Source organism: Testudinibacter sp. TW-1, assembly GCF_050613185.1.
GTDB lineage: Bacteria > Pseudomonadota > Gammaproteobacteria > Enterobacterales > Pasteurellaceae > Chelonobacter.
Window position 1 is genome coordinate 731,370 of sequence record NZ_CP192511.1, and the last position, 11,964, is coordinate 743,333.

Here is an 11,964-nt window from a genome sequence, read left to right on the forward strand (position 1 = left end):
GCAACTGGATTTTCGTGTTATCGCCAAGATTTATCGGCTTATGCGGCAGGAGAAACGGCAATAAAAAACCGCACTTTGAAAGTGCGGTTTTCTATTTTGGATTCAAAACAATAATTAGATTACTGCTTTTTCAATCACACGAACTAAAGTCCATGATTTGGTTTTAGAAATTGGGCGACATTCGCGAATTTCTACTAAATCACCAACGTTAGCGTCGTTAGCTTCGTCGTGGACGTGCAATTTGGTGGTACGACGGATAAACTTCCCATAAAGCGGATGTTTAACCATACGTTCGATTGCGATAGTGAAAGATTTATCCATCTTGTCACTGACAACACGACCTTGCACTGTACGAATTTTATCAGTCATTACTCACCCGCCTTTTCGGTTAGAACAGTTTTAACTTGCGCAATACTACGGCGCACTTGTTTTAACTGATGGGTTTGTTGAAGCTGACCGGTGGCTGCTTGCATACGCAATTTGAATTGCTCACCTAACAAGTTAACCAATTCAGCATTCAGCTCTTCAACAGTTTTTGTACGTAGTTCTTGAGCTTTCATTACATCACCGTTTTAGTTACGAATGTGGTCTTGATTGGCAATTTCGCCGCTGCTAATGCAAAGGCTTCTCTTGCGATTTCTTCAGACACACCGTCCATTTCATATAGCACTTTACCCGGTTGGATTAAGGCTACCCAGTACTCAACGTTACCTTTACCTTTACCCATACGGACTTCCAATGGTTTTTCAGTAATTGGTTTATCCGGGAATACACGAATCCAGATTTTACCCTGACGTTTAACAGCACGGGTCATCGCACGGCGAGCCGCTTCGATTTGACGTGCGGTCAAACGACCACGACCAACTGCTTTCAGACCGAATGTACCGAAACTGACGTCGGTACCTGCCGCTAAGCCACGGTTACGACCTTTGTGGACTTTACGGAATTTTGTACGTTTTGGTTGCAACATTTATTCAATCTCCTTACTTACGACCTTTGCGCGCTTTTTTCGGCTGCGCTTCAGGTTGTTGTTCTGATTGCATAACTGCAGCCATTCCACCAAGAATCTCACCTTTGAAAATCCATACTTTTACGCCGATAACGCCGTAAGTGGTATGAGCTTCCGCTGTGTTATAATCGATGTCTGCACGTAATGTATGCAAAGGCACGCGACCTTCACGATACCATTCAGAACGTGCAATCTCTGCACCACCCAAACGACCGCTTACTTCAACTTTGATCCCTTGAGCACCTAAGCGCATTGCGTTCTGTACGGCTTTTTTCATTGCACGACGGAACATAACACGGCGCTCTAATTGTGAAGCAATGCTTTCGGCGACTAAACGCGCATCCAGTTCGGGTTTTTTCACTTCGGTGATGTTGATTTGCGCAGGCACACCAGTGATTTCAGCCAGTTTGTTACGCAATTTTTCAACATCTTCGCCTTTTTTACCGATAACGATACCCGGACGAGCGGTGTGAATGGTCACACGAATGCTCTTCGCCGGACGCTCGATGTCGATACGGGCAACAGAAGCGTTAGCTAATTCTTTGTTCAAGAATTTACGTACTTTGAAATCGCCTTCCAAGTTGTCAGCGAAATCTTTTGTATTCGCAAACCAGGTTGAACTCCAAGGTTTAACAATTCCTAGGCGAATACCATTAGGATGTACTTTTTGACCCATTGTTATTCTCCTACTTGTCAGACACAACCACAGTGATGTGGCTTGTACGTTTTAAAATACGATCTGCGCGACCTTTAGCGCGTGGCATCACACGCTTCATGCTTGGACCTTCGTCAACGAAGATTTTAGCAACTTTAAGATCATCGATATCTGCACCGTCATTGTGCTCTGCGTTCGCAATTGCAGACTCTAAAACTTTTTTCACTAAAGCCGCAGCTTTTTTGTTAGTGAAAGTCAAAATTTCCAGAGCTTGAGCAACATTTTTACCGCGAATTAAATCAGCAACTAAGCGAGCTTTTTGAGCTGAAGTGCGAGCGAAACGATGTTTTGCAATAGTTTCCATCTTTTACTTCCTTCCTTACTTAGCTTTCTTATCAGCGGCATGACCGCGGTAAGTACGAGTCGGGGCAAATTCACCCAATTTGTGGCCGATCATTTCATCGGACACAAAAACAGGAACGTGCTGACGACCATTATGGACGGCGATGGTCAATCCGATCATTGATGGAATGATCATTGAACGACGGGACCAAGTTTTAATTGGTTTTTTATCCCCGCTTTCCACCGCTTTCTCTACCTTCTTCAGCAAGTGTAGGTCAATAAATGGACCCTTCTTGAGAGAACGTGGCATGGCTTATCCTCTTTATTAATTAAAATTATTTACCACGGCGACGTACGATATATTTATCAGTACGTTTGTTGTGGCGAGTTTTCTTACCTTTGGTTTGAACGCCCCAAGGTGTTACCGGGTGTTTACCAAAGTTACGACCTTCACCACCACCATGAGGGTGATCTACCGGGTTCATCGCCGTACCGCGAACGGTTGGGCGAACACCACGCCAGCGGTTCGCACCGGCTTTACCCAGTACGCGCAGCATGTGCTCGGAGTTTCCGACTTCACCGATAGTTGCCTGACATTCAGATAACACTTTACGCATTTCGCCTGAACGAAGACGCAGAGTTACATAGTTACCTTCACGAGCAATGATTTGCACATACGCACCGGCAGAACGGGCGATTTGACCGCCTTTGCCCGGTTTTAATTCTACGTTATGCACAGTTGTACCAACCGGAATATTACGCATTGGTAATGCGTTGCCCACTTTAATTGGCGCTTGGGTTCCCGCTTGGATTTGATCGCCTGCTGACAAACCTTTCGGTGCTAAGATATAACGGCGTTCACCGTCTTTATATAACACCAATGCGATGTTTGCAGAACGATTCGGATCATATTCCAGACGCTCAACAACCGCAGGTACATCTAACTTGTTACGTTTGAAGTCCACGATACGGTAATGTTGTTTGTGACCACCACCGATATGACGGGTAGTGATACGTCCGAAGTTGTTACGACCACCGGTTTTAGATTTGGTATCTAAAAGTGGCGCATAAGGTTTACCCTTATGTAGATCAGGGTTAACGATTTTAACTACGTGACGACGACCAGCGGAGGTCGGCTTACATTTAACGATAGCCATTATTTTCTACTCCTCTGATTACTCTGCACTGTCAAGAAAGTCCAAATTTTGGCCTTCTTGCAAGGTTACATACGCTTTTTTCCAGTCGCTACGACGACCTGTTTTCGCACCGTGACGTTTGGTTTTACCTTTAACAACCACTGTACGGACAGAATCGACTTTCACTTCAAACAAGTTTTCAACTGCGTTGGCAATTTCCACTTTGTTTGCGTCTTTCGCTACTTTGAAAACAATCGTATTTGACTGTTCAGCGTTATTAGTCGCTTTTTCAGAGACGTGAGGTGCTTTCAGCACTTTCAGCAAACGTTCTTCTAGAATCATGCTAACATCTCCTCAATTTGCTTAACAGCTTCAGCGGTAACAACGACTTTCTCGAAAGCAATCAGACTTACCGGATCAATCGCTTGAACGTCACGCACATCTACTTTGTAAAGGTTGCGTGCAGCCAAGAAGAGATTTTCATCTAAAGCCGCTGTAATGATCAGCACATCTTCCAGTGCCATCTCTTTTAATTTTTGAACCAACACTTTTGTTTTCGGGGCGGCAACTTCGAATTTTTCAACCACGATCAAACGATCTTGACGAACCAATTCGGAAAGAATGCTCTTAATTGCACCGCGATACATTTTTTTGTTCACTTTTTGGCTGTGATCTTGTGGCTTAGCCGCAAATGTCACACCACCTGAACGCCAGATAGGGCTTTTCACGTTACCGGAACGCGCACGGCCCGTACCTTTTTGACGCCATGGTTTTTTGCCTGAACCTGCTACTTCAGCACGAGTTTTTTGTGCACGAGTACCTTGGCGAGCACCTGCTGCATAAGCAACAACAACTTGGTGTACCAACGCTTCGTTAAACTCACGTCCGAAGGTAGTTTCAGAAACAGTCAATGCACTTTGTGCATCTTTAGTTACTAATTCCATTCCTATCTCCTAGACTTATGCTTTAGCTTTAACAGCGGGTTTAACAATTAAATCACTACCGGTCGCGCCTGGAACGGCACCTTTGACCAATAATAATTTACGTTCAGCATCAACGCGAACCACTTCCAGGGATTGAACGGTTACACGCTCAGCACCTAAGTGACCTGCCATTTTTTTACCTTTGAATACACGGCCCGGAGTTTGGTTTTGACCAATAGATCCCGGAACACGGTGAGACAAAGAGTTACCGTGGGTAGCATCTTGAGTACGGAAGTTCCAGCGTTTTACTGTACCGGCGAAACCTTTACCTTTAGAAGTACCTGTTACGTCAACTTTTTTAACGTCTGCGAAGACATCAACATTAATTTCCTGCCCCAAAGCGAACTCTTCACCTTCGGTACGGAATTCCCATAAACCGCGACCAGCTTCAACACCTGCTTTAACGAAATGACCTGCTTCTGGCTTAGTTACACGACTTGCTTTTTTAGAGCCAGTAGTAACCTGAACTGCAGAATAGCCATCTGTTTCAAGGGTTTTCACTTGAGTCACACGGTTGGCTTCGATTTCGATTACGGTAACTGGAATAGACACACCGGCTTCTGTGAAGACGCGAGTCATACCAACTTTACGACCGATTAAACCAATCATTGTATTAACCTCTTAAATAATTCCCTAATTAACCTAGGCTGATCTGCACGTCAACGCCGGCAGCCAGATCTAAACGCATAAGCGCGTCAACAGTTTTCTCCGTTGGTTCAACGATATCGACCAAACGTTTATGAGTACGAATCTCGTATTGGTCACGCGCGTCTTTGTTGACGTGCGGAGAAATCAATACGGTGAAACGCTCTTTACGGGTCGGTAATGGAATTGGACCACGAACTTGAGCACCTGTGCGCTTAGCTGTTTCTACGATTTCCGCAGTGGATTGATCGATCAAACGATGATCAAACGCTTTCAAACGGATACGGATTCTTTGGTTCTGCATGAGACCAGAGCTCCATTCTAAAAATTAGATAACAAAAAACCGACACCTCAATTTCCCTACTGCATAAACGTGAAAATGAAGTGCGATTAAGCCTATTTTAGCTCCCCTATCGGGAACATTGTCAGCAACAACCTCAGGCTGTCACTCGTTTGATAAATGATTACACCAAACGACTCTCTTACGAAAGTCCGCAGATTCTATAGAATCAGCGCACAGATTGCAAGCACTTTCCGTAAAATAATTTGATTATTTCTTATACCGCACTTTGCCGCTTTTTTCACGTTGCAGGCTTTCCCTCCCCGACTAAATTTGTTATCGTTTGCGCGGGTTTTGCCGTTGCAAAATTGATACGAAAAGCACCGCACTTTTCACTTTTTATTACTCGTCTGCCGATAGGAAAACGCCGATGAAAATTGCCGCCAGTCAAGGCACAGAATTCGCCTTTTTGTCTGACTACAAAATTATGGACATTGATATGACCGATTTCACCAATGTCTGTGCCGTGGTAACCACGATTAACGATCTGCCCGAAGTGTGGGAAGAGCTGGAACGTTTGGGGTTTGCCATTCCGATTTTCGCCGCGATTGAATACGGCGAAACCGTGCCGGACAAGTGGCTGACCGAGCTGTACGGCGTGATCGAGCTGGCGGAAGACCAAAAATACTACAACGGGCAGTTGATCAACGCCGCCGCCGCCGATTATATCGACACCCTTGACCCGCCGTTTTTCCAAGCCTTGAAAGAATACACCGACTACGGCAACGCCGCCTTTGACTGTCCGGGACACCAAGGCGGACAATTTTTCCGCAAACACCCGTCCGGTCGCCGCTTCTATCTCTATTTCGGCGAAACCCTGTTCCGCGCCGATTCCTGTAATGCCGATGTGCGTTTGGGCGATTTGCTGATCCACGAAGGCCCGGCTTTCCAAGCGCAAGCCCATGCGGCACGGGTGTTTAACGCCGACAAAACCTATTTCGTCCTCAACGGTACCTCGTCCGCCAACAAAGTGGCAATCGGCGCACTAGTCACGAAAGGCGATTTGGTGCTGTTTGACCGCAACAACCATAAATCGGTGCACCAAGGCGCATTGACCATCAGCGGCGCAACACCGGTGTATATGGAAACCACCCGCAACGCCTACGGCTTTATCGGCGGCATTCCGTCACACTGTTTTGAAGAAGCCGATATCCGCGCGCAAATCGCCAAAGTCGCGCCGGAACGTGCCAACGACAAACGTCCGTTCCGTTTAGCGGTAATTCAGTTAGGCACTTACGACGGCACGATTTATAACGCGCGCCAAGTGGTTGATCGTATCGGACATCTGTGCGATTACATTCTGTTTGACTCGGCGTGGGTCGGTTACGAACAATTTATTCCGATGATGCGTGATTGTTCGCCGCTATTATTAGAACTGAACGAAAACGACCCGGGCATTTTGGTGACCCAATCGGTGCATAAACAGCAAGCCGGTTTTTCGCAGGCTTCGCAAATCCATAAAAAAGACAACCATATCCGCCTGCAAACGCGGTATTGCAACCATAAACGGTTCAACAACGCCTTTATGATGCACGCCTCGACCAGCCCGTTCTATCCGCTGTTCGCCTCGCTCGATGTCAATGCCAAAATGCACGCCGGCAAAGCCGGAAAACGGATGTGGCAGGAATGCGTGCTCAGCAGCGTGGAAGTGCGCAAAATGTTGCTGAAAACCTGTAAATTGATTCGTCCGTTCGTGCCGCCGATGGTGGACGGCAAATCATGGGAAAACCATAAAACCGAAGATATTGCCAACAATATCCGCTTCTTCCAATTCGCCAAAGACGCACGCTGGCACGATTTCGACGGTTATGCCGAAGAGCAGTATTTTATCGACCCGTGCAAATTGTTACTCACCACGCCGGGGATCAATATGGAAACCGGCGAATATGAAGAGTTCGGTATCCCGGCAACGATTTTGGCGCATTTCCTGCGCGAACGTTCGGTGATTCCGGAAAAAGCCGACTTGAACTCGATTTTGTTCTTATTAACCCCGGCGGAAACCATGGCGAAATTCCAACATTTGGTCGCCAATATCGCCCGTTTTGAAGAGCATATTCAAGACAACACGCCGGTGATCGATATGCTGCCGACCTTGGCAAAAGCCTATCCGCAATACGGCAAAATGCGGATTAAAGATCTGTGCCAAAAACTGCACGATTTCTACGCCAAACACCGCTTAAACGAACTGCAACAGCAAATGTTCCTGCGTGACGCTTGGCCGAAAATGCACATCACCCCTGACGAATGCCACAACGCCTTTATCCGCAACCAAGTGGAATTGGTGCCGCTGTCTGAAATTCGCGGGCGCACCGCCGCCGAAGGCGCATTGCCATACCCGCCGGGCGTGTTGTGTATCGTCCCGGGCGAAGTGTGGGACGGTGCCGTGTTGGATTACTTCTTAGCGCTGGAACAAGGTATCAACGAGCTGCCGGGCTTCGAACCGGAAATCCAAGGCGTGTATCTGGAAGCCGACGAATTCGGTCACAAACGCGCCTCGGCGTATGTGTTGAAACAATAGTTCAATCGGTTAAAGGCAAAGTGCGGTTTAACCGCACTTTCCCATTAAACCGCCATGCTATCCAACAACTCCACCTGACTCTGTTTCGCCATGGTTTCCACATAAGCCCGCACTTTTTGCGGCAGCACCAAATCCTTAACAACGGTTAAGGAACGCAAGGTTGGGAACAGGTGAATATCATCTTCCGATAACTCGCCGTTGACCGCACTTTCGCTTTGAATCAAGGTGGCTAATGTTTGCAAGTGCGGTTGCAGTTGTTGTAAATATAACGGCGTGTCGGCAAGCAGTTGCCCCAGATCGCCGACCCAGTTTGTCATGCGTTGGATATAGCGTTCTCTCGCCGATTCCGTTGCAATTTCAGCAAACGGCGCTTGGGTGAAGCGCGGGATAATCAACGGCGAGACCAGATTTTTCACCGTCTCTAACCAGTCGCTAATCGCTGGATTGGTTGCGCCGCTCAAGTGCGGTTTGCCGTCCAGTTGATCGATATAGCACACAATATCCATACTCTCCGGCATAAAACTGCCGTCGGTTTTTTGCAGAATCGGCACCACTTTGCGCCCGACCATTTGTGTCGGGGTGTCGATATCGTCTTCCATCAACACCACTTTTTCCACCGCCACGTTCTTCAAGCCGAAAATCATCGCCGCTTTGACACAAAACGGGCAATGCTGATAAATAAACAGTTTCATCGCGTTCTCCTTTCGTTTCCCCCATGCCGAACCGCACTTTGACTATCTGCGCCGCTCGACGAATAATCCTTGCGTTTAGCCTATCACGTCTATAGCACCCAAGCCAATATTCAGGTACAATCCGCCAATTAACTGATAAATAAAAATTGGCATAGAGAACCCTTTTTAGATGAAAAATATTCGTAACTTTTCCATTATCGCCCATATCGACCACGGCAAATCGACCCTGTCCGACCGTTTGATTCAAACCTGCGGCGGCTTGAGTGATCGCGAAATGGCGGAGCAGGTTCTGGATTCAATGGATCTGGAGCGTGAGCGTGGGATCACGATTAAAGCGCAAAGCGTGACCTTGAACTATCAAGCCAAAGACGGCGAAACCTATCAATTGAACTTTATCGACACCCCGGGCCACGTCGATTTTTCCTATGAAGTATCACGTTCGCTTGCTGCCTGTGAGGGCGCGTTGTTAGTGGTGGACGCAGGGCAAGGCGTGGAAGCGCAAACCTTGGCGAACTGTTATACCGCACTTGAGATGGATCTGAATGTTGTGCCGATTTTAAACAAAATCGACTTACCGGCGGCAGATCCGGAGCGCGTGGCGGAAGAGATCGAAGATATCGTCGGCATCGAAGCCGCCGACGCGGTGCGCTGTTCGGCGAAAACCGGCGTGGGAATCGAAGACGTGCTGGAAGTGATCGTCAAAGAAATCCCACCGCCTGAGGGCGATCCTAACGCACCGTTGCAAGCCTTGATCATCGACTCGTGGTTCGATAACTATCTCGGCGTGGTGTCGTTGGTGCGGATTAAAAACGGTACATTGAAGAAAAACGACAAAATCAAAGTGATGAGCACCGGCATTTCCTACGGCGTGGATCGCTTGGGGATTTTCACCCCGAAACAGGTCGATACCACCGAACTGAAGTGCGGTGAAGTGGGCTGGATTGTGTGCGGTATCAAAGATATTTTGGGTGCGCCGGTCGGCGATACCTTAACCCTGCAACACAAATCCGCCGAACTGCCGCTGCCGGGCTTTAAAAAAGTCAAACCGCAAGTGTACGCCGGTTTGTTCCCGATCAGCTCCGACGATTACGAAGCGTTCCGCGACGCGCTGGGCAAACTCAGCTTGAATGACGCCTCGCTGTTCTACGAACCGGAAAACTCGACCGCACTTGGCTTCGGTTTTCGCTGTGGCTTCTTGGGCTTACTGCATATGGAGATTATCCAAGAGCGGTTGGAACGGGAATACGATCTGGATTTAATCACCACCGCGCCGACGGTTGTGTATGAAGTGGAGCTGACCGACGGCACGGTTGAACACGTTGACAGCCCGGCAAAATTGCCGCCGTTGAACAACATTGCCGAAATCCGCGAGCCGATTGCCGAATGTAATATGCTGTTGCCACAGCAATATTTGGGTAATGTGATTACGCTGTGTATCGAAAAGCGCGGCGTGCAGACCAACATGGTCTATCACGGCAACCAAGTGGCTTTAACTTATGAAATTCCGTTGGGCGAAGTGGTGCTGGATTTCTTCGACCGCCTGAAATCGACCTCGCGCGGTTATGCCTCGTTGGATTACAGCTTCAAGCGTTTCCAAGCGGCAAACATGGTGCGGGTGGATATTATGATTAACGGCGAACGGGTCGACGCGCTGGCGTTAATCGTACATAAAGACAATGCGCCGTATCGCGGGCGCGAATTGGTGGAAAAAATGAAAGAATTGATTCCGCGTCAGCAATTTGACATTGCGATTCAAGCGGCGATCGGCAACCATATCATCGCCCGTTCGACGGTGAAACAGTTGCGTAAAAACGTGTTGGCGAAGTGTTACGGCGGTGATGTCAGCCGTAAGAAAAAACTGCTACAGAAACAAAAAGAGGGTAAAAAACGCATGAAGTCCCTCGGCAATGTGGAAGTGCCGCAAGAGGCGTTTTTAGCCATTTTACACGTTGGCAAAGATAAATAAGGAAAGCGAATGTCGAAATTTTTTCTGCCGATTCTGTTAGTCTGCGGCTATGTATTATGGAAAGTGCTGGATCATCTGGCACTGCCGAACACTTTTTCCATTCTGTTAATCGTGTTCACCCTGATCGCCGGTGCAACCTGGTGTTATAACCGTTTTTCGGTCGAGCCGAAACGCCAACGGCAAATCACCCGTTTGGAACAACGCAGCGGCAAAACGTTGAGCGAAGAAGAGCGTGCCCAAGTCGAGCCGATTTCCGAAGGCAGCGAGTTTGTCGCTTCGCTGTTTCCGGTGTTGGCGATTGTGCTGTTGGTGCGCTCTTTCCTGTTCGAGCCGTTCCAAATCCCGTCCGGCTCAATGGAGCCGAGTTTACGGATCGGCGATTTCGTGATTGTGGAAAAATATGCTTACGGCGTGAAAGATCCGATTTTCCAAAATACCTTAATCCCTGTCGGCGAGCCAAAACGCGGCGATGTGGTGGTGTTTAAAGCGCCACCGCAACCGACGGTGGATTACATTAAACGCGTGGTCGGTTTACCGGGCGATCATATCAAATATGACCAAGCCAGCGGCGCGCTGACCGTCACCCCGGCAAAGTGCGGTACGGCGGTGTGTGAGCCGGAAGTCTATCAATACAGCGATGCCAAAGCCAACCCCGACTTTTTCTATCACGGCAATGCGCAAATCGAGATGAACGAAAAAGGTGCGGTGACCCACCAAATTCTGCTCAATCCGGTACGTTTTTATGTGGATGCGGCATATTATAAACAGCCGGGCAATCCGCCGGGCGAATGGACTGTGCCGGAAGGCGAATATTTTATGATGGGCGACAACCGCGATAACAGCGATGATAGCCGTTTTTGGGGCTTTGTGCCGGAAAAAGCCTTGGTCGGCAAAGCCAGTTGGATTTGGTTGAGCTTGGATAAAAAAGCCAATGAATGGCCGAGCGGTATTCGCACCGAACGCCTGTTCACCTCAATTCAGTAAGGTGCGGCATGATACAACATCTGGACAGATTACAAGGCAAAATCGGCTATCAATTCAACAATCTTACGTTGTTGAAACAGGCGCTGACCCACCGTAGCGCCGATAGCAAACACAATGAGCGCTTGGAATTTTTAGGCGATTCGATTCTGAATTTTATCATTGGCGAAGCGTTGTTTAAGCAGTTTGATAAAGTCGATGAGGGCGATCTCAGCCGTATGCGCGCCACCTTGGTGCGTGAAAAAACACTGGCGATTTTGGCACGCGAATTCGAATTGGGCAACTATCTGCGCCTGGGGCAAGGCGAGTTAAAGAGCGGCGGCTATCGCCGTGATTCGATTTTATCCGACGGCGTGGAAGCGATTATCGGCGCAATGTACCTCGACAGCGGTCTGGAAAAGATTATGCCGGTGGTGCGCGCGTGGTATAAAACCTTCCTCGCCGAGATTAAACCGGGCGACAACCAAAAAGACCCGAAAACCCGCTTGCAGGAATACCTGCAAGGCAACCGCCAACCGCTGCCGGAATATGAAGTGATTGATATTCAAGGGGAGGCGCACAAACAACTGTTTAAAGTCGAATGCCGGGTCAGCAGTCTGGATAAAACCGTGGTCGGACAGGGGCAAAGCCGGCGCAAGGCAGAACAAGCCGCTGCAGAAGCCATTTTGCAACAACTTAATTTAACCAAATAGGCATG

Annotated in this window: 16 protein-coding genes; 4 read left to right on the forward strand and 12 right to left on the reverse strand. The window is 48.2% G+C overall.

Annotated features, from left to right (window positions below):
- Positions 1 to 114: 114 nt before the first annotated feature.
- From rpsQ to rpsJ, 11 genes are read right to left on the reverse strand one after another with little or no spacing between them, the layout of a single operon-like run.
- Positions 115 to 369 carry a 30S ribosomal protein S17 gene (gene rpsQ, locus ACQ31U_RS03650; RefSeq protein WP_431053734.1) on the reverse strand — a complete coding sequence of 85 codons (255 nt, stop codon included), beginning with the start codon at positions 367 to 369 and terminating at the stop codon, positions 115 to 117.
- Positions 369 to 560, reverse strand: a complete 192-nt coding sequence (gene rpmC, locus ACQ31U_RS03655; protein WP_017805230.1) for a 50S ribosomal protein L29 — start codon at positions 558 to 560, stop codon at positions 369 to 371. Before rpmC ends, rpsQ begins: the two co-directional genes overlap by 1 nt.
- Positions 560 to 970 carry a 50S ribosomal protein L16 gene (gene rplP / locus ACQ31U_RS03660; RefSeq protein WP_034615144.1) on the reverse strand — a complete coding sequence of 137 codons (411 nt, stop codon included), beginning with the start codon at positions 968 to 970 and terminating at the stop codon, positions 560 to 562. The genes rpmC and rplP overlap by 1 nt, the downstream gene beginning before the upstream one ends.
- Before the next feature lie 13 nt (positions 971 to 983).
- A complete protein-coding gene (gene rpsC, locus ACQ31U_RS03665; protein WP_431053735.1) occupies positions 984 to 1,685 on the reverse strand; it encodes a 30S ribosomal protein S3 in 702 nt (233 codons plus the stop codon).
- Positions 1,686 to 1,695: 10 nt separating this feature from the next.
- Positions 1,696 to 2,028 carry a 50S ribosomal protein L22 gene (gene rplV, locus ACQ31U_RS03670; RefSeq protein WP_034615150.1) on the reverse strand — a complete coding sequence of 111 codons (333 nt, stop codon included), beginning with the start codon at positions 2,026 to 2,028 and terminating at the stop codon, positions 1,696 to 1,698.
- Between the two features lie 15 nt (positions 2,029 to 2,043).
- The gene (rpsS, locus tag ACQ31U_RS03675) at positions 2,044 to 2,316 is read right to left on the reverse strand and encodes a 30S ribosomal protein S19 (RefSeq protein ID WP_034615154.1); all 273 of its coding nucleotides are present in this window, start codon (positions 2,314 to 2,316) and stop codon (positions 2,044 to 2,046) included.
- 25 nt (positions 2,317 to 2,341) lie between these two features.
- Positions 2,342 to 3,163, reverse strand: coding sequence for a 50S ribosomal protein L2 (gene rplB, locus ACQ31U_RS03680; protein ID WP_431053736.1), 822 nt, complete (start codon positions 3,161 to 3,163; stop codon positions 2,342 to 2,344).
- An 18-nt stretch (positions 3,164 to 3,181) separates the two neighbouring features.
- Positions 3,182 to 3,484, reverse strand: a complete 303-nt coding sequence (gene rplW / locus ACQ31U_RS03685; RefSeq protein ID WP_431053737.1) for a 50S ribosomal protein L23 — start codon at positions 3,482 to 3,484, stop codon at positions 3,182 to 3,184.
- Complete coding sequence (rplD, locus tag ACQ31U_RS03690) at positions 3,481 to 4,086, reverse strand: 50S ribosomal protein L4 (RefSeq protein WP_431053738.1); 606 nt, start codon at positions 4,084 to 4,086, stop codon at positions 3,481 to 3,483. The genes rplW and rplD overlap by 4 nt, the downstream gene beginning before the upstream one ends.
- Positions 4,087 to 4,101: 15 nt before the next feature.
- A complete protein-coding gene (gene rplC / locus ACQ31U_RS03695; protein ID WP_431053739.1) occupies positions 4,102 to 4,734 on the reverse strand; it encodes a 50S ribosomal protein L3 in 633 nt (210 codons plus the stop codon).
- 28 nt (positions 4,735 to 4,762) lie between these two features.
- Positions 4,763 to 5,074 (reverse strand): 30S ribosomal protein S10, encoded by a 312-nt coding sequence (rpsJ, locus tag ACQ31U_RS03700; RefSeq protein ID WP_001181005.1) that lies wholly within the window; start codon positions 5,072 to 5,074, stop codon positions 4,763 to 4,765.
- Positions 5,075 to 5,480: 406 nt separating this feature from the next.
- Between rpsJ and speC the strand changes: the two genes are divergently transcribed.
- Positions 5,481 to 7,628: an ornithine decarboxylase gene (gene speC / locus ACQ31U_RS03705; RefSeq protein ID WP_431053740.1), complete on the forward strand. Its 2,148-nt coding sequence runs from the start codon at positions 5,481 to 5,483 to the stop codon at positions 7,626 to 7,628.
- 44 nt (positions 7,629 to 7,672) lie between these two features.
- Here the strand turns inward: speC and grxB are convergent, their stop codons facing one another.
- Positions 7,673 to 8,320: a glutaredoxin 2 gene (gene grxB / locus ACQ31U_RS03710; protein ID WP_431053741.1), complete on the reverse strand. Its 648-nt coding sequence runs from the start codon at positions 8,318 to 8,320 to the stop codon at positions 7,673 to 7,675.
- A gap of 169 nt (positions 8,321 to 8,489) precedes the next feature.
- Here grxB and lepA point away from each other — a divergent pair, with 169 nt between their 5' ends.
- Genes lepA through rnc form a run of 3 tightly spaced genes read left to right on the forward strand, consistent with a single transcriptional unit; the run spans position 8,490 to position 11,959 of the window.
- Entirely contained in the window at positions 8,490 to 10,286 is a 1,797-nt protein-coding gene (lepA, locus tag ACQ31U_RS03715; protein ID WP_431053742.1) for a translation elongation factor 4, read from the forward strand.
- 9 nt (positions 10,287 to 10,295) lie between these two features.
- Positions 10,296 to 11,270: a signal peptidase I gene (gene lepB / locus ACQ31U_RS03720; RefSeq protein WP_431053743.1), complete on the forward strand. Its 975-nt coding sequence runs from the start codon at positions 10,296 to 10,298 to the stop codon at positions 11,268 to 11,270.
- A gap of 11 nt (positions 11,271 to 11,281) precedes the next feature.
- Positions 11,282 to 11,959 (forward strand): ribonuclease III, encoded by a 678-nt coding sequence (gene rnc / locus ACQ31U_RS03725; RefSeq protein ID WP_431054274.1) that lies wholly within the window; start codon positions 11,282 to 11,284, stop codon positions 11,957 to 11,959.
- Positions 11,960 to 11,964: the final 5 nt, after the last annotated feature.

Excerpts from the sequence above, each read along its gene's own strand:
- rpsQ (WP_431053734.1), bottom strand. The coding sequence starts at position 369 with ATGACTGATAAAATTCGTACAGTGCAAGGTCGTGTTGTCAGTGACAAG.
- rpmC (WP_017805230.1), bottom strand. The coding sequence starts at position 560 with ATGAAAGCTCAAGAACTACGTACAAAAACTGTTGAAGAGCTGAATGCT.
- rplP (WP_034615144.1), bottom strand. The coding sequence starts at position 970 with ATGTTGCAACCAAAACGTACAAAATTCCGTAAAGTCCACAAAGGTCGT.
- rpsC (WP_431053735.1), bottom strand. The coding sequence starts at position 1,685 with ATGGGTCAAAAAGTACATCCTAATGGTATTCGCCTAGGAATTGTTAAA.
- rplV (WP_034615150.1), bottom strand. The coding sequence starts at position 2,028 with ATGGAAACTATTGCAAAACATCGTTTCGCTCGCACTTCAGCTCAAAAA.
- rpsS (WP_034615154.1), bottom strand. The coding sequence starts at position 2,316 with ATGCCACGTTCTCTCAAGAAGGGTCCATTTATTGACCTACACTTGCTG.
- rplB (WP_431053736.1), bottom strand. The coding sequence starts at position 3,163 with ATGGCTATCGTTAAATGTAAGCCGACCTCCGCTGGTCGTCGTCACGTA.
- rplW (WP_431053737.1), bottom strand. The coding sequence starts at position 3,484 with ATGATTCTAGAAGAACGTTTGCTGAAAGTGCTGAAAGCACCTCACGTC.
- rplD (WP_431053738.1), bottom strand. The coding sequence starts at position 4,086 with ATGGAATTAGTAACTAAAGATGCACAAAGTGCATTGACTGTTTCTGAA.
- rplC (WP_431053739.1), bottom strand. The coding sequence starts at position 4,734 with ATGATTGGTTTAATCGGTCGTAAAGTTGGTATGACTCGCGTCTTCACA.
- rpsJ (WP_001181005.1), bottom strand. The coding sequence starts at position 5,074 with ATGCAGAACCAAAGAATCCGTATCCGTTTGAAAGCGTTTGATCATCGT.
- speC (WP_431053740.1), top strand. The coding sequence starts at position 5,481 with ATGAAAATTGCCGCCAGTCAAGGCACAGAATTCGCCTTTTTGTCTGAC.
- grxB (WP_431053741.1), bottom strand. The coding sequence starts at position 8,320 with ATGAAACTGTTTATTTATCAGCATTGCCCGTTTTGTGTCAAAGCGGCG.
- lepA (WP_431053742.1), top strand. The coding sequence starts at position 8,490 with ATGAAAAATATTCGTAACTTTTCCATTATCGCCCATATCGACCACGGC.
- lepB (WP_431053743.1), top strand. The coding sequence starts at position 10,296 with ATGTCGAAATTTTTTCTGCCGATTCTGTTAGTCTGCGGCTATGTATTA.